Below are 20,848 nucleotides of genomic sequence, written 5' to 3'. Positions count from 1 at the left end.
GCTCCGCAGGTGTTCTGTTATCCGCATGGTTGGATTCCTTCTCTGCATCCCGGCCCTCGCCGCACTGACCGGAGCCTTCACGGGAGCCGGAGGTCTCCTGGCCGGCGGGAGGCCGCGTGTGATCCGCATGGCTCTCGGCGCGGTCCTGGTCTCCCTGGCCGTGTCCCTGGCCGGGTGGCTCTCGCTGCTGACGCCCGCCGTCCTCTGGGCGATCCTCGGTGTCTCGTCCGCGGCGTTCCTCTTCGGATCCGGGATGAAGCCGGGGAGGGAGGCTATCGCCCCCCTGGCGGCCGTCGCCCTTCTCCTGCCGCTGGCCGCCATGCCGCAGACCGCGAGGGACGCGATGAACCACCACATGTACCTCCCGAGGCTGTGGCTCTCGGAAGGCTCCATCCACAGGCCCGCCTGGTGCCCGTTCTTCAGCTATCCATACCTGGTCGAGTCTCTCTATGCGCTCGTCGGAGGGACCTTCGGCTTCAGGGTTTCCGGCATGGTCAGCCTGGCCGGTTTCGCAGGAGCCGTGGCGGCGGCGAGGCACGCCGCCGCGCCCTTCGGACGGAGGGCCGCCCTGCTGGCGCCGCTGGTCTTGCTCAGCATCCCCGAGGCTCTGCGGAACGCGACCTGGGCATACTCCGACTCCTTCCTCCTCCTGTTCTCGATCCTGGCTGCCGGCGAGCTCGCCAGGGACGACGGCGACGCAACGCTCGCGGCCCTGTGGGGAGCCGCGGCCGGGGCATGCAAGTACAACGGCTTCCCGGTGACCGTGATCACGCTCCTCGTGCTGGCCGTCAGGCACCGGAAGCGCCCCGGGGCGCTGGCGGCCCCGTTCGGCCTAGCTCTCGCACTGTCGGCCACCTGGGCCCTGCCCAACGCGATCGAGCACGGGAACCCGTTCCATCCGATGCTGGGCCGGCTGTTCGGAGTCGAGGAGGAAGTCCCGGCAAGGACGCAGGAACTGCTAGGGGCGTTCTCGGAATACGCCGCATCGGTATCGACGCCGTCCGAACTGCTTGCCCTGCCGGTGAGGATGTCCGTCAGCGGCAGATGGGACGATCCAAGGCTGTACGACGGGGCCTCCGGCCCCCTCCTCCTGCTCGGGGTGCTGCTCTTCCTGCTGCTCTGCAGGAACAGGGCGCAGGTCCTGCCGGCGATGGCCGCGCTCGTCCTGACGGTGCTCCTGAGCATCCCCTCCGCCAGGGTGAGGTATCTCTTCGGCCCGGTAGGGATGCTGGTGCCGTTCGCGGCAGCAGGGCTCTCCAGGGCTCTCGGCACGGGCCGGCTGGGCAGGGCGGCCGTGGGTGTCGCGATGGCATTGTGCCTCGTGTGGAGCGGCTCATGGCTCGTCAGGCTCTACTCGTCGGAGAGGCCCCTGGAGGCCCTGGATCCGTCCTTCCTCGAGAACAGATTGCCGTACATGCCGTTCTACATGGAGGCTGACAGGGTACTTGAGGAAACCGACACCACCCTCTTCGTGAACATGGGCAACAGAGCCTTCTACTGGCCCTCCTGCGCGATCTTCAACAGCCACAGGTTCCCGCTGGACGTGCTGGAGCCGGTCTGGGGGGGCGCGGGCGCGGACGATCTCGCCTCGAGCCTCAGGGCGCGCGGCATATCATATGTTGCGATGGACATGGATATTGCCGATATCAACATCACCGGTGAACTGGACGACGGAGAGTTCGGACGATGGCGGGAGTTCGTCGCGACACGGCTGGAACCGGTGGTCTCGAAGGGCCCCTACGTGCTCTTCAGGCTCCCCGGGTGATTCCTGAACGACTCCATGACCCTGCGGAGGAGTTCGTTCTCGTCGGAGATGTTGCGCAGATCCACGGGGATGGAGCTCAGGGCGTCGATGTAGGCCCTTATGACGGCGGCCTTCGTGATGCGCTGCCGCCTGTGGTGCCTGTCCCTGTTCTGGGAGATCGCACGTACGATCCGGGTGAGGACCTCCTCCTGGTCCTGCCGCACCGGTACGGTGAGCCTGACACTGGCGGAGTCACCCTCCTCGAAGTCCATTATGCTGGAGACTATCCCGGGCTTTGTCCTCGCAGTCATCTCGACCTCCGGGGCAAACATACCGGGCGCTCCATGGGCGTCAAGGGATATATGAAGTTTCGGAGTTATGAATTTGGGTATTGACGACATTGGACACACTCGTTAAACTTCGATCGGTGCAGGAGGGCACTGTGATCCCTCCCCGGGCACGATGCACGGGTGCGGGGTCTAGCTGAACGGTTGGAGGCACAGATGGGCTTCGGCGGTTCTGTCAAGTCGGCCGTAGGCCTGGATATCGGCAGCCATTCGGTGAAGGTGGTCGAGCTGATCAGGTCCGGGAAGACCTACAAGCTCGCCAGGTTCGCCATACAGGAACTGGCTCCCGGTACAGTGGCCGACGGTGAGATAGTCAACAGGGAGCTGGTCAACGCCGGGATAAGGGATGCCCTCAAGAATGCCGGCATCAAGTCCCGTCTGGTCTTCTCCGCGGTCTCCGGCAGGAGCGTCATCGTCAGGCGCATCCCGATGGAGAAGATGTCGGAGGAGAACGCCCGCCAGGCCATCCGCTGGGAGGCGGAGCAGCACATACCGTTCAGGATCGACGAGGTCAGCATCGACTTCAAGATCATCAACCCGGAGATGGCTCCGGGGCAGATGGAGGTCCTGCTGGTCGCCGCGAAGAAGGAGGCGGTCGACCTCCACCGCAGCCTCCTGCAGGCCTCGGGCGTGAAGCCCACGGCCATCGAACTCGAGCAGTTCGCCCTGCAGAGGGCATACGAGTACAACTACAGGCCGGGCGCCGACGAGTGCGTGACGATCCTCAACATCGGCGCCGAGGTCACGAACATGGTTGTCGTGAAGGGAGGGCTCCCCAGCTTCAACAGGGACCTCTCGATCGGCGGCAACAGGTTCATAGAGGCTCTCCAGAGGTCCATGGGCCTCGACTACGAGACGGCCGAGGCGGTCCTGAAGGGCGACCTGCCCGAGGGGGCCTCCCAGGACGAGGTCAAGTCGGCCATCGGATATGTCATCGAAGAGCTCTCCACGAGCGTCAGGCGCTCGTTCATCTCCTTCCAGGCCTCGGGGGAGAGCACCAGGATAGACAGGATGTACATCAGCGGCGGCTGCTCGCAGGTGCCCGGCCTCGCGGCGACCCTCAGCGAACAGCACGGCCTTCCCGTCGAGCAGCTCGAGACCTTCAGGAGCGTCTCGGCCGATTCGTCGGTGATCCCCGATTCCGACAAGCCCGTGATGAGTGCCCTCCTAGCCGTCAGCATCGGGCTTGCCCTCCGCGCCTTCGAACCCGGCAGGGTAGACGTGAACGTGATGGAGGAGGCCGACACGAGGCGCAAGAAGGCCGGTGCGGCCGGCACTCCGGCGGCGGCAGCCGCCTCGCCCGCCGCCGCGATCCTCTCCTATCTGCCGATACTCCTGATCGTCGGCGGGATAGTCGCGATGGGGATCCACTACGCCGGACTCAAGAAGCGCCAGTCGGAGCTCCAGGGCCAGATAACCGCCATCGACAGCGAGATAGCCCAGATGGAGACGCAGGTGAGCCAGCAGGCCGAGGCCAACGCCCTGCTGGCGGACCTGGAGGCCAGGCGCGCGGCGATCCAGAGCCTGGCGCTCGACCAGAGATACGCCGTCTACGTGATGGAATACCTCTGCAGGGCGCTGTATCCCCAGCAGACCACGCTCGCCGAGGAGGCCGACAAGGGGATCTACCTGACCGCGATGGTGGTCTCCGTCGAGAGCCTCCACCTGACCGGCATCGCCAGGACATGGGGCGACGTGGTCGCATTCCAGCGCAGACTGGTCGAGCAGATGCCCGACGGGCAGACCGCCCTGTTCCAGCTCGCCGAATACGGCCAGACCTACACGCTCACGCCAGCTACCGATCCCACCGGCGCCACCGGCGGGGAGATGAGATACCAGTTCGATCTGGAAGTAAGTGTCAACAGGGGCTCCCTGCTGCCCCTCGTCGGCAACTACTCCGGGATCTGATGGGGGGATCATGAACAGGATCGTGGTACTATCGATGATTGCAGCACTCGCCGTCCTGTCGGGTTGCGATCCCTTCGGGACAGACGAGACCAGCGTCTACATCACCGGCATGATATGGGAGGACTCGGCGCACACGATCCCCGCCGAGGGGATAACGGTCGTGGCGCACGGAGACTCGGTCAACACCTTCGACCGCAGCTCGGAGACCGGAGAATCCGGAGTCTTCTGGGTCGAGGTCCCTCTCTATCCCACTCCGGGCGAGGAGGGCACCGGCTACACCATGCCCGAGTTCGCCGCGCTGGGTTTCACCGCCCATTTCGGGATCTTGACATACGTCTATGCCGACATCGACCAGTCGCCCTTCTTCATCGAGCTCGGCGACACCCTCGAGGTCTGGGACATCGATCTCGAGTCCATGGGATTGGGCGGCGGCGAGTGAAGGCCCCGGACCGGCCGGGAGGAGGTACGAAGTGGCACTAGACCTTCGCGATCCCAAACTCCTGCGGTTCTTCCTGGGGCTCCTGCTGCTCGCCGCGCTCGTCTACGTCTACTTCAACTTCGTGGCGAAGGACACCAGGGAGTCGATCACCTCGCAGGAGGATCAGCTCCAGATGAAGCAGATGGAGCTGAACCAGCTCCGGGCGCAGACCTCCGAGGACATGGCGGTCATGGCCCAGCAGATCGAGATGTACCAGCAGGAGCTGGAGAACCTGGACAGGTTCCTGCCCAGGCAGTACAGCCAGGACGAGGTGCTCGAGCTCCTCACCACAAAGGCCGCGAGCAGCGGCATCCAGATCGTCAACATGAACCCCCTGCCGCCGGCGCTCGAAGGCCAGTATGCCGTCTACAGCTGGCAGATAAGGCTGACGGGCAGGTATCACAGGCTGGGTGTGTTCTTCGACCAGCTCACTCAGGAGACGATGATGACGGCCATCACCGACCTGAACATCCAGCAGCTGAAGGCGGCGGAGGGGAAGTTCGACAACATCGAGGCTTCCTTCGTGTTCTCCGCCTACACTCAGCCGTAGGGGGTGAAGGACGTGGAATTGCGTGACGCGAGAATCGTCCTGACAATCCTCCTGGCCGCCCTCTCCACGGGCTGCGGGTCGGGTCCGGACAGGACCGGCGCGGCCGCCGCCAGCGACGGTCAGGTGGCGATCGCCGAGAGACCCTCTCCCGTGGGCTGGCAGGAGATAGTCCTCCCGGCCGGCCCGCCGGAGGCTGTCGCCGTGGATGACGGCGGCGCCTGGGCGGCCTTCGAGGGCGGGGGCGTGCTCTACTGCTCGATGAGCGACGGCAGGTGGAGCAGCTACGACCTCGGCCCCGCGGCGGCCTCGCCGGTGGGTGCCGTGTCGATGCCCTCGGGCCTCCTGCTGCTGAGCGATTCGGCGCTGGTGAGCTTCGACGGGGCGGAGGCGGAGATCACACCGCTGCCCGAAGGCTTCGAGCCCGCGGGCCTGGCCCTGGATGCGGCATCTTCACCGGTGATCCTTTCCGAAGGCGGATCGATCGCGATGCTGTCCGAAGGCGTCTGGGACGTCCGCTCTCCCGGGGCCCCCGCACCGGGATCTTCCGGGCTCGCCCTGATGGGGCCGGACTGGATCTTCACGTCCGGGGGCACGCTGGTCAGGTACGATCCGGCCGCCGACCTGTGGCAGTACGAGACCCTGCCCGGGGCGGGACCTGTGCTCGTGGCCGGCGGGAGGCTCTTCTCCTCGTCGGGCGGCGAGGTGCTCGAGCGGGCCGCTGACGGAACGTGGTCCACGGTCTTCAGGGGCAGGCTCTGCGGCGACCTGGCGGTTTCGGGCCAGAGGGTGCTCGATCCGGCCAGACCGTCGGTTGCCGTCGCCGAAGCCCTGCCCGTCGAACCGGGAACCGTGCTCAGGGCATCCGAGGGCGCGCCGGTATGGGCGGTCGACGATGCCGGAATGCTGGTCTGCGCCGAGCTCGGGGCGATCGAGACAAGGATCCCGGGCTTCGACATGCAGCGCATCGAATGCGCACTCGCGGGCCAGACGGGTTCGACGCCGGGCGGCTCTGCCGGGGTGACCCCAGTCCTCTCGGCGGCGAGCGGTGCCTTCAGGATCTATGAATCGGTATCCAGCAGGCCCGATCCCTTCACCGAGTTCCCCGCCAGGCGCAGGGATCTCAGGAGACCCCTGAGCGAGATCGCCATCGAGGAGCTCAGGCTGGTCGGGATCACGCTGGATCCGTCGGGCGGCGACCAGGCCATGGTCGAGGACGTGAACGGCGTCCCCTACATCCTCTACGTCGACACGGAACTCGCCAACAACACCAGGATTGCCGAGATAACTTCCAACGAAGTGATAGTGGTGCAGGAGGTAACGGTCGACTACGGGCCGGAGCAAGGAGGAACCGCTTCTATCCCCACCATCTACACGATGCGGCTTCACGAAGAGGGTGGTCTGTAATGAGGCGAATCGTTTTCGTTGCCCTGCTGGCGCTGGCCCTGCCCGCGTCGGCCTACCGGGTCACAGACATAGCCGTCGAACCCAGCGGTGACAGGACCCAGGTCACGATCACCGCCGACGGACCGATCTCGTACGAGAAGTTCCTCCTGACGGATCCCATGAGGGTCGTCCTCGACCTGAGCGGCTCCGTCCACGCGCTGCCCGCCGCCGACTTCACGGTCGGCAGGGGCGGCGTGGCCGCGGTGCGCACCAGCCAGTACGTCGCCCCGCCGGACGGCGTGGTCAGGATCATCGTCGACGTCTCGGGCGAGCTGCTCAACTACAGCACCGACACCGAGGGGAACGACCTGGTCCTCACGCTCCAGACCAACCCGTCCGGGACACCCTTCACGGCCTGGGCCGCATCCAGCTCGGGCGTCAGCCGCAGCTTCGCGGGCGGCGAGGTGGCGGCGCTGTCCGCACCGGGCGAGACCGTGATGCAGAGTACCTACGTCAGCGAGACGCAGGGCATCACCGTGAGCGAGCCCTGGGCTGCGACAGCCGACGGCTTCCCCGTAGAGTGGACGGGCACCGGCGGCCGCAGGGTGACCATCGACGTGGTGGAGGCCGACATCAGGACCGTCATGAGGTCGATCTCCGACGTCAGCGGCTACAACATCATCCTCCCCGAGGGATACGAGGCCACCATCACGGCGCGCCTGCGCAACGTGGGCTGGCGCGACGCCCTCATGGCCATCCTCAACACGCAGAACCTCGTGGCAACGCTCGAGGGGACCAACGTCCTCAGGCTGGCCAACCGCGCGGACTTCTACACCGAGATCAGCACGATGGCCACCAACAGGAGGGACAGGCAGAACCTCCAGGACCTCCAGACCGAGGTCTTCGTGATACGCTACGCCACGGCGGACGACATCATGGAGGCGACCTCGACCGTCCTGTCAGAGCGCGGCGAGGTGTCCGTCGACACCCGCACGAACTCGCTGGTCGTCACCGACATCCCCGCCAGGCTCGACGAGATAGGCAGGCTCCTGCCGATCCTCGACAGCCCGACGGCACAGGTGATGATAGAGGCCAAGCTGGTCGAGATCGATGCGTCCGCGAGCAGCGAGCTGGGCATCGACTGGGCCGCAGGCAACCTGGGCAGGGGCGACGCCCTGACCCACATAGGCGGCACGGGCAGCCTCGGCGTGGGCGACCCGACGGGGTCGATAACGTTCGGGACGTCCCTGAACCTGCTCGACATCGAGGCCACCCTGAGCTTCCTCGAGGAGGACAACAGGGCGCACATCCTGTCCGAGCCGCGCATCGCGATCATCGACAACATGACCGGGTCGGTGCTCTCGGGCAAGCAGGTGCCCCTGACCCTGCAGGATGCCGACGGCAACACCTACATCCAGCTCTATGACGTGGGCGTCAGCCTCGAGGTCACGCCTCACATCAACGCCGACAACAACGTGACGCTCGAGCTGAATCCCGTGGTGAGCGAGCTCTCCGGCGAGGGCACGGCTTCCCAGCCGATCATCCTCACCCAGGAGGCCAACACCACCCTGATGATCGAGGACGGCGCCACGGCGGTGATCGGGGGCATCATGCGCAGCAAGCAGTCCGAGGTCGAGCGCAGGGTCCCCGTGCTGGGGTACATCCCGCTGCTCGGCCGCCTGCTGTTCACGTACACGTCGAACAGCACCGACAGCACCGAGCTCGTGATATTCGTGACTCCGCACATCATCAGGCCCTACTAGCGGACAGACGTGCTCAGGATAGGGCGGGGGACATGGAAAGGCCGCGTTCTCCGCCCTCCTGACACCATGAGGCCGTCCTCGGGACGCACAAGATCGGCTGCCATGGACATAGCGGGCAACTTCGAGGGGAATCACGTCTGGGACCTCTGCTGCGGAAGCGGGGCCTTCGGCATCGAATGCCTCAGCGCCGGGGCGGCCGGCTGCTCCTTCGTGGACGGCGACAGGGGGGCGGTGCGTTTCGTGAAGGAGACGCTCTCGTCCCTGGGTGCGCTCGGCAGGGCCTTCCTGGTCTGCGGTGACGTCACCTCCATCGACCTGTCCGGACTGTCCAGGCCTTCCCTGGTCTTCATCGACCCGCCCTACTCGTCGACCGGGGTCTACTCATGGGCCTTCGGTCTCGACTGGGGCTCCCTCGCTGCTCCAGGAGGGATAGTCCTGGTGGAGGTCCCGTCGAACCTGGAAACCGACGGCTCCTGGGAACGCAGGCGGTACGGAGAGACGACCCTGGCCTGGCGGTGGATGCGATGAGCGGGCTGGTGATCTACCCCGGGACGTTCGATCCGATGACCCGGGGGCACCTCGACGTCGTCAGGGACGCGGCCCGGATATTCGGGGAACTCAGGGTGGCGGTGGTGCAGCACAGCTCCAAGAGGCTCCTGTTCGGGGTCGGGGAGCGCGTCGACCTGGCCAGGATGTCGCTTTCCGAGGCCGGCATCACGGGCGTCGATGTCGAAGCCTTCGACGGGCTGCTCGTCGATTACATGAAGAGGGCGGGAGCCCGCGTCTTCATCAGGGGATTGCGAGCCAATTCCGATTTTGAGTATGAATTCCAGATGCAGCTGATGAACAGGAAGCTCGCGCCCGACATCACGGGGGTCTATCTGATGCCGGCCGAGCACAACATGTACCTCTCCTCCACGGTCGTGAAGGAAATCGCAGCCTACGGAGGAGACCTCTCCGCCCTGGTGCAGCCGTGCGTCGAGGACGCACTGCGCCGCGCCGAGGGCCTTTCGGAGCGGCGGGGAACATGAACTATTCCAGGAACATCGCAAGCCTCCAGCCTTCCGCGACCCTTCAGCTCACCGCGAGGGCGGCCGAGCTCACCCGGCAGGGAAGGTCGATCATCGCTCTCTCGGCCGGCCAGCCCGACTTCCCCAGCCCGCCCGCAGCCCGCGAGGCGGCGGTGAGGGCGATGGAGCAGGGCAGGACGGGATACACGCCGACAGCAGGCATTCCCGAGCTGCGCGAGGCGGTGGCCTCCGCGACCTCCCGCAGGCGAGGCATCGAGTTCAAGCCAGCCGAGGTCGTGGTGAGCTGCGGTGCGAAGCACAGCCTCGCAAATCTGCTGATGGCCGTGATCAACCCCGGAGACAGGGTGCTCATCCCGCTGCCGTACTGGGTGAGCTACCCCGAGATGGTGCGCCTGGCCGGCGGGCAGCCTGTCTACCCGGGGTCGGGCCACTCCCTGATCACAGCGGCCGACGTCGAGGAGGCCGCCGCATCCGGCGTCTCCGGCGTGATACTCAACTCCCCGGGCAATCCGTCGGGATGCGTCTACACGCCCGCGGAAGCCCGTGAACTGGCCGACGCTCTCGCGGCAACCCGCATGTGGGTCATCTCCGACGACATCTACGAGGATCTCGTCTTCACGGGCTCGGCGGCGCCGCATGTCCTGGACTTCCGGCCCGAGCTCCGCGAGAGGGCCGTCATCGTCTCGGGGGTGTCCAAGACCTTTGCGATGACAGGGTGGCGGATAGGCTGGGCGGTGGCTCCGGTCGACTGGGCGAAGCTCGCCATCCGGGTGCAGGAGCACACGACATCCAATCCCTGCTCCATCTCCCAGTGGGCCTCACTGGCGGTGGTCTCGGGGGCCGCCGAGGGCGAGCGCAGGTCGATGCTCGCGTCGTTCGCATCGCGGCGTGACCTGATCTGCTCCCTTCTCTCGGGTATCCCCGGGATGTCCTTCCCGAAGCCGGAAGGGGCGTTCTACGTGTTCGCCGGCTATCCCCGGTCGATCGGGCTTTCCAGCGCCGAACTCTGCGGCCTGCTGCTCGACGAGGAAGGGCTCGCGGTCATACCCGGAAGCGCGTTCGGCGTGGAGAACAGGCTCAGGCTTTCCTTCGCGGCTTCCGACGGGGATATTCGCGGCGGAGTGGAACGTCTGTCATCCTTCCTAGCCAAGAGGGGTATCCGATGATAGTCGAGTGTCCAAGCTGCGGTAAGCGCTATCAGATACCCGAGGACAAGCTCGGCGCCGGGCCGCGCAAGCTCAGGTGCAGGAGCTGCTCGGAAGTCTTCACGATCTCGGCCGGGCCGGACAGGCGCGGCAGGGAGGAGCCCGCCGAGGAGGACGCCACGACCCGCGCCAGGCGCCTCGCCAGGGTCCTTGCCAGCGACATGGTGGTCTACAACAGGGACACCGTCGAGAAGGCCCGCCTAGACGGCAGCCTCCCGATGCTCCTGAAGGCCGAGATAGACAGGTCGTGGCAGCTCTGGAAGTCGAGGTTCCCCGAGATGAGCGAGTCGGGCGTCGGGATCTTCAGGGACGCCCTGAAGGACGTGCTCGCCAAGGGCGGCGACGACTTCGACGGCTGGATGCCCTCCTAGCCCTCTTCCGACTCCATCTGCCCGCGGACGCACCTGAACACTATGTGCGCCAGCATCAGGTGCACGTCCTCGATCATCTGCATGTCGTCCGACGGGACGATGATGGATTCCGACGCCACCTGCGCCGCCTCCCCGCCGTCGAATCCCGAGAACAGCACTGTGATCGCCCCGGCTTCGTTCGCCAGCTTGAGGGCATTGACGACGTTCGGGCTCCTGCCGCTGCCCGAGAGCCCGATCACCACGTCCCCCGCCTCTACCAGGTTCCTGAGCTGCTCGCCGAAGGTGTTGGTGTAGTCGGTATCGTTGGCCCATGCCGTCAGGAGCGGCACGTTCTCGGCCAGGGAGATGGCCTTGAGCCTCCTCCTGCCGGGCGCGGCCGTGCCCTTCGCCAGGTCGCACACGAAGTGGGCCGATGTGGCGGATCCCCCTCCGTTCCCGAAGACCATCACCCTGCGCCCCGATCTCCAGGCCTTGAAGATGATGTCAGTGACCCTGCGGATCTCCTCGGGAGGGATCCTCATGACCAGGCTGCCGACTCCGTCCAGGTAGGAGCGGATCATTTCGAGCATGTCATCCTCCGATGATCTCGATGTACTTGTCGGACGAGTCCGAGAAGGCGGCCACCCTGCACCCCGGCATGACGAGCGTGTTCCGGAGCCTGGAGCCCTCTCCCACCAGGGCCCCCCCGAGCACGACGGAGTCCTCGATCCGGCAGTCCCTGCCTATCCTGGCTCCGCCGTCGATCCAGACCAGCCCTTCGATCAGGGTCCCCTCTCCTGTCGTCGCCGAAGGATCCACGACGTGCGGATTCGCTTCCAGCCCCGCCGCCCGCGGGATCCTTCCCCCGAGGACGTCACCGCACAGCGCGAGGAAGTCGGCCGGTGACTCCACAACCCTGCAATACCGGGCGAGGCACTCGGAATATAGGGCCGCGCCCGACTCCATCGCAGCGGCGAGGAATGCATGGGGGGACGAGAGGGCGCCCGCTCCTGCGCCGGCGGCCTCCCGGCCGACCAGCCAGACCCCGGAATCCCTCAGATTGGAGGCCTGATCGCTGCCGAAGGACGTGAGCCGCCCGTCGGGATCGCTCAGGAGGGGCCGGCCGGCTCCGGGTCGCGGATGGGCGACCACCAGCGCGCCGGCACGCCGGCTCGTCATCTCTTCGAGCAGTTCGGGCGCGTCGAAACTGCGTATCCCCGTGCCGTGGACGAGCAGGAAGGGATCTGACAGGCCTTCCGCAAACCCCGGGGCGATCCGCCCCTGCCGGATGATACCGCCCGGAACGGCGCGCTCCAGGATCGCCAGTTCGGCCTGCTCGATCGTGGCGCCTCCCGGCAGCCTGCTGCCGGGTCCGAAGAACCCCGGAGCCGCGGCCCAGTGAGGGACGTGGATGCAGTCCATCACGAGAGGGGCGTCGCGTATCTAATCAGGCCGTTGCCGAGGCCCGCGGCGGCCGACGCCCGGTAGAGGATCCTCCTGACCCCGAGGCGGAAGTATGCGAATCTGAAGGCCTGTTCGAGCGGCGATCCGGTTCGCACCGCGGGGGGCGAGACCCTGCCGCGGATCTCCCCGTAGTTGCCGGACTGCCTGGCGGTGACACGGAAGCCCCCCTTCGAGAGCACCGCCTCGAGCGTCCTGGGGCCGAAGAAGTAGAGGTGGGCCGGAATCGAATCCGGTCTTATGCCGCCGGTCCTCATGCCTCTGAGGACGGCCTGCAGCGCCTCCTCCCAGTGGGTCAGCTCCCAGGGGCACTGCACCACCAGCGTTCCTCCGGGTACGAGCAGTCCTGCGATGCGCGAGAGCGTGTCGAAGGGCCTGTGGAGGTGTTCGAGGACATCGAGGAGGAGCACCGCGTCGTACGAGCCGCGGGGGAGGGGGGCTCTCTCGACGGTGCCCGTGTGGACGCGGAGGCCGAAACGTTCGCGGGCGAATGATGACGACAGGGGGCTCACCTCGACGCCCTCCACATCCCAGCCGCGGCCCCGGAGATAGTCGAGGAGGAATCCGTGCGCGCATCCCACCTCGAGGAGCCTGCGCCCGGTCGTCACGTGCCTGCGGAGGTCCGACTCGCGCCTGGCGAACAGTCTCCCGAACACGTCGGCATGGCGCTCGAAGGTGTCGACATAGTCCCTGTAGCCTGTCGTTCCCGCGCTGTAGTACTCGCTCCCGTACAGTTCCGCGAGTGCCGACTCGCTCGGCCTCTCGGAGAGGTATACGAGCCCGCACACGGTACACCTCGCCACCGGCCACGTGTCCTGGACGCTGAGGATCGTGCGTTCCGCCGATCCGCACAGCATGCAGCACGTCTCCTCGCGCTCCAGCAGGTTCGGTTCCATAGCCCGCAACGTGTCGTGCAGGAAGGCTGCGGTCAACCCTTGACGGCACGCCCGGAATGGTTGACACTCATGGGTCGGGAACGCCTGGGGTGGTCACAATCGTATGCCGTGCAACACTAAGGGCTCCGGTATTGACACGGCGGCGGGCTTGACGGATGTTGCCGGATCGCACGAAAGGCATGCCCCGCCCGCCGGGCTCCCCCCGGGGGGAACCGGCGGAGCGTCCCGGGGTTATACGCCGAATGAATGGAACGGGTTTTCGGAAGGGCGGTGTCACTTGGCTACGAGGAGGACCGAGGGCAGATCCCTCGAACTCTATCTCCGTGAAATCGGGTGCAAGGAGACCCTGACCTCCGAGCAGGAGGCCGATCTGGCCAGGAGGATCCGCGCCGGCGAGCAGGCCGCGCTCAACCTCCTCACCGAGGCCAACCTGCGTTTCGTGGTCAGCATCGCCAAGCAGTACGCCAACCAGGGCGTGGCGCTGGAGGATCTGATCAACGAGGGCAACGTAGGCCTGATAAGGGCCGCCAAGGGCTTCGACGAGACGAAGGGCTGCAGGTTCATCACCTATGCCGTGTGGTGGATCAGGCAGGCCATACTGCAGGCCCTCGCCGAACAGTCGAGGATCGTCAGGCTCCCCCTGAACAGGGTGGGCGAGCTCTACAAGATGGGCCGCGCCACGCGCGAGCTCGGCCACACGCTCGGCCGCGACCCCACCACCGACGAGATCGCCAGGGAGCTCGACGTCTCCCGCGAGGAGGTGGAGGGCATGATGTCCATCCACAGCACCCACCTCTCGCTCGACAGCCCCGTATACGAGGGCAGCGACAAGACCTTCCAGGAGATGATCGCGAGCGACAACCAGATCTCTCCCGACGAGGCCGTCGTCCACGAGGCCATGAAGAAGAGCGTCGACCTGATGCTCGAGATCCTCGACCACCGTGAGAAGACCATCATCTGCCTCTTCTTCGGCATAGGCACCGACCGCAGGCACACTCTCGCCGAGATAGGCCGCACCATGGGCATCAGCCGCGAGAGGGTGAGGCAGCTCAAGAACAGGGCGATCAGCAAGCTGTACGAATCGGCCGACGGCAACACCCTGCTCCTGTTCCTGGGCTGATCCGTCCGGCGGCCCGATGCGCCTAGGCACGATCCACTGGGTCCCGTGGCGCTCCGGAAGGGGGCGCCCGGTCGTCCTCACCAGGCTGAGGCTCCAGCTGGCCGGACTGTTCGTCTCGCTGGCCATCTCGGGCCTCATCGGGGCGGCCTTCATGCTCGGGCGGGCCGCGGGTATGAGGCACGGTCTCACCGGGGCGGGACGTGACGAGGCCGTTCTCGAAGGGGAGATCTACCAGCTCAGCGAGCGGGTCGACGAACTCTCGGCGCGTCTGGTCGACATCGCCGAGAGGGAGGAGCGGATCATGCTCGCCGGCGCGGGCCTCAACATGGACTTCTCGTCCCTTCTCCCCGGTTCCGCCCTTTCCGACCCCGAATCCGAGCAGGAACTCTTCATGTACATCGACGACATCGACCTCAGGCTGGTCCTCGCGGAACGCCTGGCCGAAGCCGAGCTCGAAGCCTACGACTCACTGGCGGCCCACTTCCTCGAGATAACCGAGCAGCTGAGGCGGATCCCCTCCATCTGGCCGGCCGAGGGATACTACGTCAGCGACTTCGGGTCGCGCATAGACCCGTTCACGGGTGCCGTGCGAAGGCACCAGGGCATCGACATCGCCGAGGGAACAGGCACGCCGATCTACGCCCCGGCCGACGGTGTGGTGACCTTCTGCGGATGGACATCGGGCTACGGCCTCGAGGTCATCGTACGGCACACCGCGAGGATCTCCACGAGGTTCGCCCACTGCTCGTCCGTGTGCGTCACGGTGGGGCAGTCGGTCCGGAGGGGCGACCTGCTGTCGAGAATGGGCATGACCGGGAGGGCGGTCGGCCCGCACCTCCATTACGAGGTCCTCTGCGACGGCGTCCAGATAGACCCTGACGACTTCATCATCCGCACCGGCGCCAGGCAGTCGGTGTTCTGACGGGATGGGCCGCGGCTTCGACTCCCGGCTGTGGGACGAGTACGCCCCGTACTTCGACGCCGAGGAGGGAACCGTGTTCCCCGTCGACGCTCTCGAACTCCGGTTCTATGCCGAGATGCGCAACCGCTTCAGGGGAGACGCCCTCGAGATCGGCGCAGGCTGCGGACGGCTGGCGGGATCGCTCTACCTGCCGCCCCACCGGACGGTGGCTCTCGAGCCTTCGGCCGGGATGCTCGGGAGATGGCGCAGGGCCGATGCCTCCAGGGCCTCCCGGGTCATGGCGCTGGGGCAGGAGATGCCCTTCCGCGACGGATCCTTCAGACTCGTGACATTCCCCTACAACGGCCTGCACTGCCTCCCCGGCCCGGACGAGCGGATCGCGCTCCTCTCCGAGGCCGGGAGGCTTCTGGACAGGGGCGGCCGGCTCCTCCTGGAAACCTGCCCCGGCTTCTCGCGGAGGCCCGAGGATACCGACGCAGAGCGATACGACTTCCATGACGGCAGGCTCAGGCTGAGGCTTTCGGAGACCGTCAGGCGGAGCGCGGGCTCGATCAGCTTCCACATGAGGTACGACTCCGGAGACCGGCACGTCTCCGAACTCGATCTCGAACTCGCCCTGATACCGCCGGGTCTGCTCTCGGAGGAGCTGGCCCGTGCAGGCCTCGAGACCGTCGAACTCTGGGGCGACTACGACTGTTCGCCCTTCGATCCGTGCGGATCCCCCAGGATGCTCACGCTCGCATCCCGAAAGGACCGGGTATGATCCTTCTCCTCTCGGCCATCGCCATGTCCGTGACCGACCCCCGGACCCCCGCCGTCTCGCCCGACGGTTCGCGGGTCGTCGTAAGCTACCGGGGCGACCTCTGGGAGGTCTCCTCCTCGGGTGGCCTGATGCGCGATCTCACGCCCTGCGGGTCCTTCGAGAGCCTGCCGTGCTACTCGCCGGACGGGTCGACCCTCGCCTTCACCAGCGACCGTACGGGAGGCGGCGATGTCTACGCCATGCCGGCCGGAGGGGGCGAGGCCGTGCGGCTGACCTGGCACGGGGGCCTGGACGAGGCAGAGGGCTGGTCCGCCTCCGGCGACAGCGTCTACTTCATCTCCAGCCGGGAGGGTTTCGAGTCCTGGCTCTATTCGGTCCCTCTCTCGGGCGGCACTCCCGTTCCCGTGATCCGCGCCTCGCTGCTCGACGTCGCGAGAACCCCCCGGGGCCTCGCGGTCGTGACCGGCGTCACCCCCTGGTGGAGGAGGCATTACAGCGGTTCGGGCTCCAGGGACGTCTGGCTCCTGTCCGGTGACGGTGTCTGGACCAGGCTCCTCGACAGTCCGATCGACGAGCGGTGGCCGATGTGGAGCCCCGCCGGAGACGGCCTGGTCTTCGTCATGGAGGATTCCACGGGAGCCGCCAACCTCCACCTGCTCGCCGGAGACGGCTCCATACGCAGGCTGACGGGACTTCCCGGAGATGTGACCTTCCCCTCGATCACCGCCGACGGCTCGACCGTGCTGTTCGAATACGCAGGCGGGCTCTTCAGGGCCTCCTTCCCCTCATGGGAACCGGTGGAGATCGCGCTCGAGTGCGCAGCCGACCTCCAGGTGGCGCCCCTCTACGACCAATGGGCGGGGCCCTTCATCGATGCGTACGACCTCACCGGCGATTCCGGGACGGTCGCGCTCTGTTCGGGGGGGGAGATCTTCTGCGGAAGGCTCGCCGCCGAAGGGATCGAGGATGTCCGGAGGCTGACGGAAAGCCCGGGCAGGGAGGGATCCCCCGCATGGAGCCCCGACGGTACGATGCTCGCATACACGGTCGAGCGCGACGGGAGGTCCGACCTGGAGATCGCGGGGCCGGTGCTGGCCGAGAGCCTCTTCACCGGTTTCCGCCCGGTGCCCTCCCGGGTGCTCCCGGTTCCCGGCGGCACCGCACTGGGGCCCCGCTGGTCGCCCGACGGCTCCATGCTGGCCTATCTGGACAGGAACGCCTCGATCCGGGTCGTGGAACTCCCGACAGGAAGGGACTGGGAAGTCTGCCCCGCCAGGGACGTCATCCACGTCTCGTGGTCCCCCGACTGCGCATGGCTGGCCTTCAGCACCCCCGTGGAGGGGCACCTCGAGGACGTCTTCATCGTGCCCTCCGCGGGAGGCGAACCCGTGGACGTCAGCAGGCATTCCAACGACGACTTCCAGCCGACCTGGAGCTCCGACGGCAGGAGGCTTGTCTATGCAAGCAGGACCGACGGGGGCGACTACTCCCTGAGGCAGCTCTGGCTGACGCGGGAGGACTGGGAGGCCGACCCGGAAAGGCGTGAGGAACTCCTCGACGAGCCTGTGGAGACGGTCTCGATCGAGCTCGACGGCCTGCAGAGGCGCACGGAGACGCTCTGCACGGTGCAGGGCTACTACGACTTCTACGGCGCGTCGCCCGACTGCCGCTGGTTCGCCTTCAGGGGCTACGACCGGTCGGGCGGTTCCGACCTCTGGTCTGTGGACTGGAAGGGCGGGAACCTCGACAGGATCACTTCCAGCGGATGCGAGCCGTACCGCATCTCGATATCGGACGGCTACACCGCGTACTTCGTCGGCCTCGGGGGCAGCCTGCAGTGCGTCGACGTGTCCGGAGGCGCGGAGCGCTTCCTCGGCTGGAGGTGCAGGACCTCCGGCTCCGTATGGGATCTCCAGCGCCAGAAGTTCGACGAATGCTGGCGCCTCCTGCGCGACGGCTTCTACGACACGGACCTCCACGGGACCGACTGGGACAGCCTGCGCACGGCCTATCGCGACAGGGCGGCCGCATGTCTTTCCAACCCCGAGTTCAACGACGTCGTGAACCGCATGCTCGGCGAGCTGTCCGCCTCGCACCTCGGGATCTACGGCCCCTGGGAGTGGGATTCCTCGATGGATTCCGGGGAACTCGGGATAATCCCGGATCCTTCCTGGACGGGCGAGGGGATCAGGATCGACAGCGTGATCCCCTGGAGCCCGGCAGACGCCGATCCGGCCCGTCTCGTCCCGGGCGACGTGATCCTGAGCATCGACGGCATCCCGGTCGGGCCGGGCCTGAACCTCTACCGCGCCCTGTCGGGCACTGCCGGAGAAGAGGTCTCAGTCGAGGTCCGGAAGGCAGGCGGCCCGGACACCGTGATCGTCGAGCCCGTCACCCGCTGGGCGCTGGGCGGCCTCGTGTACGAGGCGCGTCTTGAGAGGAACAGGCGCATCGTCGACCGCCTCTCTGGAGGCAGGGTCGGCTATCTGCACATCCCCTCGATGGATGACGAATCCGTCGCCGGCTTCCTGGCGGACCTCCATGCCGAGGGGCTCGGCCGCGACGGGATGGTCGTGGACATCAGGGGCAACGGAGGCGGCAGCACCCACGACGAGATACTGAAGATGCTCGCAAGGCCCTCCTACCTGGTTTCGAGATCGAGAGGCGGCCTCGAGTCCCTCCAGCCCCTGGGGGTATGGCAGGGATCCCTCGCACTCCTGATCGACGAGACCTGCTTCTCCGACGCCGAGATCTTCCCTGCGGCGTGGAAGGAACTCGGCCTGGGCCCCGTTGTCGGCGCAGGCACGTTCGGCGGCGTAATCGGCACCGTCGACGTCGATCTGGTCGATGGTACGGGCTTCCGGATCCCTTCGAGCGGCTGGTTCACACTCTCGGGCGACAACCTCGAGAACCTCGGGGTGGAGCCCGACATCCCGGTTGCCGACATGCCGGGGGATGCAGCCGCCAATCTCGACAGACAGCTCGAGGAGGCCGTGCGGGCCATCCTTGCCGGTATGTGAGGGCGGCACCGGATGCAATCCGGTATGTTAGAGGGCGCGGCCGGGCCTGTGGCCCGTAAACCTCAAGAAAGGCAGTGATATGAGACACACCATCACGGTGATGCCCGGGGACGGCATCGGCAGGGCAGTGATGAAGGAGGCGCTCAAGGTGCTCGACGCCTCCGGCTTCGAGGCCGACTACGTCCACGGGGACATAGGCTGGGAGTTCTGGAAGGCCGAGGGCAACGCACTGCCGGACAGGACGATAGAGCTCCTCGAGAAGCATCCGGTGGCCCTCTTCGGTGCCATCACGTCCAAGCCCAAGTCGGCTGCGGATGCCGAGCTGTCTCCCGCCCTCAGGGACCAGGGCTGCGTCTACTACAGCCCGATCGTCTCCATGAGGCAGCACTTCGGCCTGGACATCTGCAAGCGGCCCTGCCGCTCCTTCATCGGCAATCCTCTCAACTTCGTCAGGCGCGGCCCCGGCGGTACCATCGAGGAGCCCGCGATCGACACGATGATCTTCAGGCAGAACACGGAAGGCCTCTATGGCGGAGTGGAATGGACAAACCCCCCCGACCAGGTCTACGACGCTCTGATGACGCACCCCAAGTTCAGGGCCAACTTCGCCTGGTGCCCGAGGCCCGAGCTCGCCGTCTCCACCAGGATATTCACCAGGAAGTACACCTCGAGGATCGTCCGCGAGGCCTTCGAGTACGCCAGGGCCAGGAGCATCGATACGGTCTACGTGTGCGAGAAGCCCAACGTGATACGCGAGACCTCCGGCATGATGCTCAAGGTCGCCCAGGACATGGCGAAGGCGGAGTACCCCGGCATCAGGGTGTCCGACGTGAACATCGACGCCATGACGATGTGGCTGACGAAGAACCCGGAGGACTACAGGGTGATCGTTTCCGGCAACATGTTCGGCGACATCGTGTCGGACGGCTTCGCCGGGCTCACGGGCGGGCTGGGCTTCGCCTGCAGCGCCAACATCGGCGAGAAGGTCGCAGTGTTCGAGCCCACGCACGGTTCGGCCCCGAAGTACGCCGACTATCCTGAATCCATCGTGAATCCCATCGCGATGATACTGTCCGCGTGCATGATGCTCGAGCACCTCGGCGACAACGCCAGGGCCGGCAGGATCATGAACGCCGTCAAGATGGTCATCTCCGAAGGCAGGGTGAAGACCTACGACATGCTCAAGCTGCGGGGCTGCCCGGAGGTTCTCTCACAGGGCGCCGCGAGCACTCCGGGGATGGGCGATGCTGTCGTGGAGGCTCTCGGGAGGGTCGACAAGTGAGGAACAAGGTCGAATCCCTGTTCAGCAGGCAGCTCGACAGGATCACCGATCCCGGGCTCCGCAGGGCGGCCGTGGATGTCTGGGTCGACGCGGCCACGGGCGGCGGGTGGTCGCCCGACGACCTCGAGCAGATCCCCTTCACGCTCCTGGCCAACAGCCACGGGATCAATCTGATCCAGCACACCCGGGCCGTCACCGAAGGCGCCCTCGCGCTCGCGGAGGCGATGAAGGGCGAGATGCAGCTGCCCTACTCGATAAACACGGACTGGCTGATCGTCGGCGGTCTCCTGCACGACGTGGGCAAGCTGCTCGAGTACGAGCGCGTCGACGGAACGATCAGGAAGAGCCGGAACGGCGCCTGTCTGCGGCATCCCGTCTCGGGTTCGATAGTGGCGGGCAGGGCCGGCCTGCCCCCCGAGATCATCAACATGATCGCCTGCCACGCGAAGGAGGGTGAGGGGGCGCCCAAGAGGATCGAGACCGTGCTGATCCACCAGGCCGATTTCGCCACCTTCGATCCCCTGCAGATGATGGACAAGGGTCTCCTGATCACATAGTCCGCGATGCGACGGGGGGGGGGGGGGGGGGGGGGGGGGGGGGGGGGCGGGGGGCGGGGGGGGCGGGG

General features: G+C 66.5%; 20 protein-coding genes. 16 read left to right on the top strand and 4 right to left on the bottom strand.

Annotated features, from left to right (window positions below):
* Window positions 1-25 precede the first annotated feature (25 nt).
* Complete coding sequence (locus tag QUS11_10050; GenBank protein MDM7993639.1) at window positions 26-1,765, top strand: hypothetical protein; 1,740 nt, start codon at window positions 26-28, stop codon at window positions 1,763-1,765.
* On the opposite strand, the gene QUS11_10045 is transcribed toward QUS11_10050, so the two are convergent.
* Window positions 1,738-2,055 carry a hypothetical protein gene (locus QUS11_10045; GenBank protein MDM7993638.1) on the bottom strand — a complete coding sequence of 106 codons (318 nt, stop codon included), beginning with the start codon at window positions 2,053-2,055 and terminating at the stop codon, window positions 1,738-1,740. The genes QUS11_10050 and QUS11_10045 overlap by 28 nt on opposite strands.
* Before the next feature lie 192 nt (window positions 2,056-2,247).
* On the opposite strand from QUS11_10045, the gene pilM reads away from it, so the two are divergent.
* The 9 genes from pilM to QUS11_10000 are packed head-to-tail and all read left to right on the top strand — an operon-like array spanning window position 2,248 to window position 10,780.
* A complete protein-coding gene (gene pilM / locus QUS11_10040; GenBank protein ID MDM7993637.1) occupies window positions 2,248-3,999 on the top strand; it encodes a type IV pilus assembly protein PilM in 1,752 nt (583 codons plus the stop codon).
* 10 nt (window positions 4,000-4,009) lie between these two features.
* Window positions 4,010-4,438 carry a hypothetical protein gene (locus QUS11_10035; GenBank protein ID MDM7993636.1) on the top strand — a complete coding sequence of 143 codons (429 nt, stop codon included), beginning with the start codon at window positions 4,010-4,012 and terminating at the stop codon, window positions 4,436-4,438.
* A gap of 31 nt (window positions 4,439-4,469) precedes the next feature.
* Window positions 4,470-5,027 (top strand): type 4a pilus biogenesis protein PilO, encoded by a 558-nt coding sequence (gene pilO / locus QUS11_10030; GenBank protein ID MDM7993635.1) that lies wholly within the window; start codon window positions 4,470-4,472, stop codon window positions 5,025-5,027.
* 18 nt (window positions 5,028-5,045) lie between these two features.
* Window positions 5,046-6,431: a hypothetical protein gene (locus tag QUS11_10025; protein ID MDM7993634.1), complete on the top strand. Its 1,386-nt coding sequence runs from the start codon at window positions 5,046-5,048 to the stop codon at window positions 6,429-6,431.
* A complete protein-coding gene (locus QUS11_10020; GenBank protein ID MDM7993633.1) occupies window positions 6,431-8,173 on the top strand; it encodes an AMIN domain-containing protein in 1,743 nt (580 codons plus the stop codon). Before QUS11_10025 ends, QUS11_10020 begins: the two co-directional genes overlap by 1 nt.
* A gap of 9 nt (window positions 8,174-8,182) precedes the next feature.
* Window positions 8,183-8,701: an RsmD family RNA methyltransferase gene (locus tag QUS11_10015; GenBank protein MDM7993632.1), complete on the top strand. Its 519-nt coding sequence runs from the start codon at window positions 8,183-8,185 to the stop codon at window positions 8,699-8,701.
* Window positions 8,698-9,204 carry a pantetheine-phosphate adenylyltransferase gene (gene coaD / locus QUS11_10010; protein MDM7993631.1) on the top strand — a complete coding sequence of 169 codons (507 nt, stop codon included), beginning with the start codon at window positions 8,698-8,700 and terminating at the stop codon, window positions 9,202-9,204. Before QUS11_10015 ends, coaD begins: the two co-directional genes overlap by 4 nt.
* Window positions 9,201-10,370: a pyridoxal phosphate-dependent aminotransferase gene (locus QUS11_10005; GenBank protein ID MDM7993630.1), complete on the top strand. Its 1,170-nt coding sequence runs from the start codon at window positions 9,201-9,203 to the stop codon at window positions 10,368-10,370. Before coaD ends, QUS11_10005 begins: the two co-directional genes overlap by 4 nt.
* Window positions 10,367-10,780 carry a zinc-ribbon domain-containing protein gene (locus QUS11_10000; protein ID MDM7993629.1) on the top strand — a complete coding sequence of 138 codons (414 nt, stop codon included), beginning with the start codon at window positions 10,367-10,369 and terminating at the stop codon, window positions 10,778-10,780. Before QUS11_10005 ends, QUS11_10000 begins: the two co-directional genes overlap by 4 nt.
* Here QUS11_10000 and QUS11_09995 read toward each other — a convergent pair.
* Genes QUS11_09995 through QUS11_09985 form a run of 3 tightly spaced genes read right to left on the bottom strand, consistent with a single transcriptional unit; the run spans window position 10,777 to window position 13,116 of the window.
* Window positions 10,777-11,349, bottom strand: coding sequence for an SIS domain-containing protein (locus QUS11_09995; GenBank protein ID MDM7993628.1), 573 nt, complete (start codon window positions 11,347-11,349; stop codon window positions 10,777-10,779). The genes QUS11_10000 and QUS11_09995 overlap by 4 nt on opposite strands.
* Window position 11,350: 1 nt before the next feature.
* The gene (locus QUS11_09990; GenBank protein ID MDM7993627.1) at window positions 11,351-12,181 is read right to left on the bottom strand and encodes an NDP-sugar synthase; all 831 of its coding nucleotides are present in this window, start codon (window positions 12,179-12,181) and stop codon (window positions 11,351-11,353) included.
* The gene (locus tag QUS11_09985; protein ID MDM7993626.1) at window positions 12,181-13,116 is read right to left on the bottom strand and encodes a class I SAM-dependent methyltransferase; all 936 of its coding nucleotides are present in this window, start codon (window positions 13,114-13,116) and stop codon (window positions 12,181-12,183) included. The genes QUS11_09990 and QUS11_09985 overlap by 1 nt, the downstream gene beginning before the upstream one ends.
* A 277-nt stretch (window positions 13,117-13,393) precedes the next feature.
* On the opposite strand from QUS11_09985, the gene QUS11_09980 reads away from it, so the two are divergent.
* The 6 genes from QUS11_09980 to QUS11_09955 all read left to right on the top strand — a co-directional run bounded on the left by QUS11_09980 (window position 13,394) and on the right by QUS11_09955 (window position 20,780).
* Window positions 13,394-14,236 carry an RNA polymerase sigma factor RpoD/SigA gene (locus tag QUS11_09980; GenBank protein MDM7993625.1) on the top strand — a complete coding sequence of 281 codons (843 nt, stop codon included), beginning with the start codon at window positions 13,394-13,396 and terminating at the stop codon, window positions 14,234-14,236.
* Window positions 14,237-14,252: 16 nt separating this feature from the next.
* On the top strand, window positions 14,253-15,158 hold the full coding sequence (locus QUS11_09975; GenBank protein ID MDM7993624.1) for a M23 family metallopeptidase: 906 nt from the start codon (window positions 14,253-14,255) through the stop codon (window positions 15,156-15,158).
* A 4-nt stretch (window positions 15,159-15,162) separates the two neighbouring features.
* Entirely contained in the window at window positions 15,163-15,921 is a 759-nt protein-coding gene (locus QUS11_09970) for a class I SAM-dependent methyltransferase (protein ID MDM7993623.1), read from the top strand.
* A complete protein-coding gene (locus QUS11_09965) occupies window positions 15,918-18,941 on the top strand; it encodes a S41 family peptidase (GenBank protein ID MDM7993622.1) in 3,024 nt (1,007 codons plus the stop codon). The genes QUS11_09970 and QUS11_09965 overlap by 4 nt, the downstream gene beginning before the upstream one ends.
* Before the next feature lie 79 nt (window positions 18,942-19,020).
* Window positions 19,021-20,223: an isocitrate/isopropylmalate family dehydrogenase gene (locus QUS11_09960; protein MDM7993621.1), complete on the top strand. Its 1,203-nt coding sequence runs from the start codon at window positions 19,021-19,023 to the stop codon at window positions 20,221-20,223.
* Complete coding sequence (locus QUS11_09955; protein MDM7993620.1) at window positions 20,220-20,780, top strand: HDIG domain-containing protein; 561 nt, start codon at window positions 20,220-20,222, stop codon at window positions 20,778-20,780. Before QUS11_09960 ends, QUS11_09955 begins: the two co-directional genes overlap by 4 nt.
* Window positions 20,781-20,848: the final 68 nt, after the last annotated feature.

The sequence above is a fragment of the Candidatus Fermentibacter sp. genome, assembly GCA_030373045.1.
Taxonomy (GTDB): domain Bacteria; phylum Fermentibacterota; class Fermentibacteria; order Fermentibacterales; family Fermentibacteraceae; genus Fermentibacter.
Note: the sequence above shows the minus strand (reverse complement) of the source record. Positions and strands in the feature narration are given on the sequence as shown.

Excerpts from the sequence above, each read along its gene's own strand:
- QUS11_10050 (MDM7993639.1), top strand. The coding sequence starts at position 26 with ATGGTTGGATTCCTTCTCTGCATCCCGGCCCTCGCCGCACTGACCGGA.
- QUS11_10045 (MDM7993638.1), bottom strand. The coding sequence starts at position 2,055 with ATGACTGCGAGGACAAAGCCCGGGATAGTCTCCAGCATAATGGACTTC.
- pilM (MDM7993637.1), top strand. The coding sequence starts at position 2,248 with ATGGGCTTCGGCGGTTCTGTCAAGTCGGCCGTAGGCCTGGATATCGGC.
- QUS11_10035 (MDM7993636.1), top strand. The coding sequence starts at position 4,010 with ATGAACAGGATCGTGGTACTATCGATGATTGCAGCACTCGCCGTCCTG.
- QUS11_10020 (MDM7993633.1), top strand. The coding sequence starts at position 6,431 with ATGAGGCGAATCGTTTTCGTTGCCCTGCTGGCGCTGGCCCTGCCCGCG.
- coaD (MDM7993631.1), top strand. The coding sequence starts at position 8,698 with ATGAGCGGGCTGGTGATCTACCCCGGGACGTTCGATCCGATGACCCGG.
- QUS11_10005 (MDM7993630.1), top strand. The coding sequence starts at position 9,201 with ATGAACTATTCCAGGAACATCGCAAGCCTCCAGCCTTCCGCGACCCTT.
- QUS11_10000 (MDM7993629.1), top strand. The coding sequence starts at position 10,367 with ATGATAGTCGAGTGTCCAAGCTGCGGTAAGCGCTATCAGATACCCGAG.
- QUS11_09995 (MDM7993628.1), bottom strand. The coding sequence starts at position 11,349 with ATGCTCGAAATGATCCGCTCCTACCTGGACGGAGTCGGCAGCCTGGTC.
- QUS11_09990 (MDM7993627.1), bottom strand. The coding sequence starts at position 12,181 with ATGGACTGCATCCACGTCCCTCACTGGGCCGCGGCTCCGGGGTTCTTC.
- QUS11_09985 (MDM7993626.1), bottom strand. The coding sequence starts at position 13,116 with ATGGAACCGAACCTGCTGGAGCGCGAGGAGACGTGCTGCATGCTGTGC.
- QUS11_09975 (MDM7993624.1), top strand. The coding sequence starts at position 14,253 with ATGCGCCTAGGCACGATCCACTGGGTCCCGTGGCGCTCCGGAAGGGGG.
- QUS11_09970 (MDM7993623.1), top strand. The coding sequence starts at position 15,163 with ATGGGCCGCGGCTTCGACTCCCGGCTGTGGGACGAGTACGCCCCGTAC.
- QUS11_09965 (MDM7993622.1), top strand. The coding sequence starts at position 15,918 with ATGATCCTTCTCCTCTCGGCCATCGCCATGTCCGTGACCGACCCCCGG.
- QUS11_09960 (MDM7993621.1), top strand. The coding sequence starts at position 19,021 with ATGAGACACACCATCACGGTGATGCCCGGGGACGGCATCGGCAGGGCA.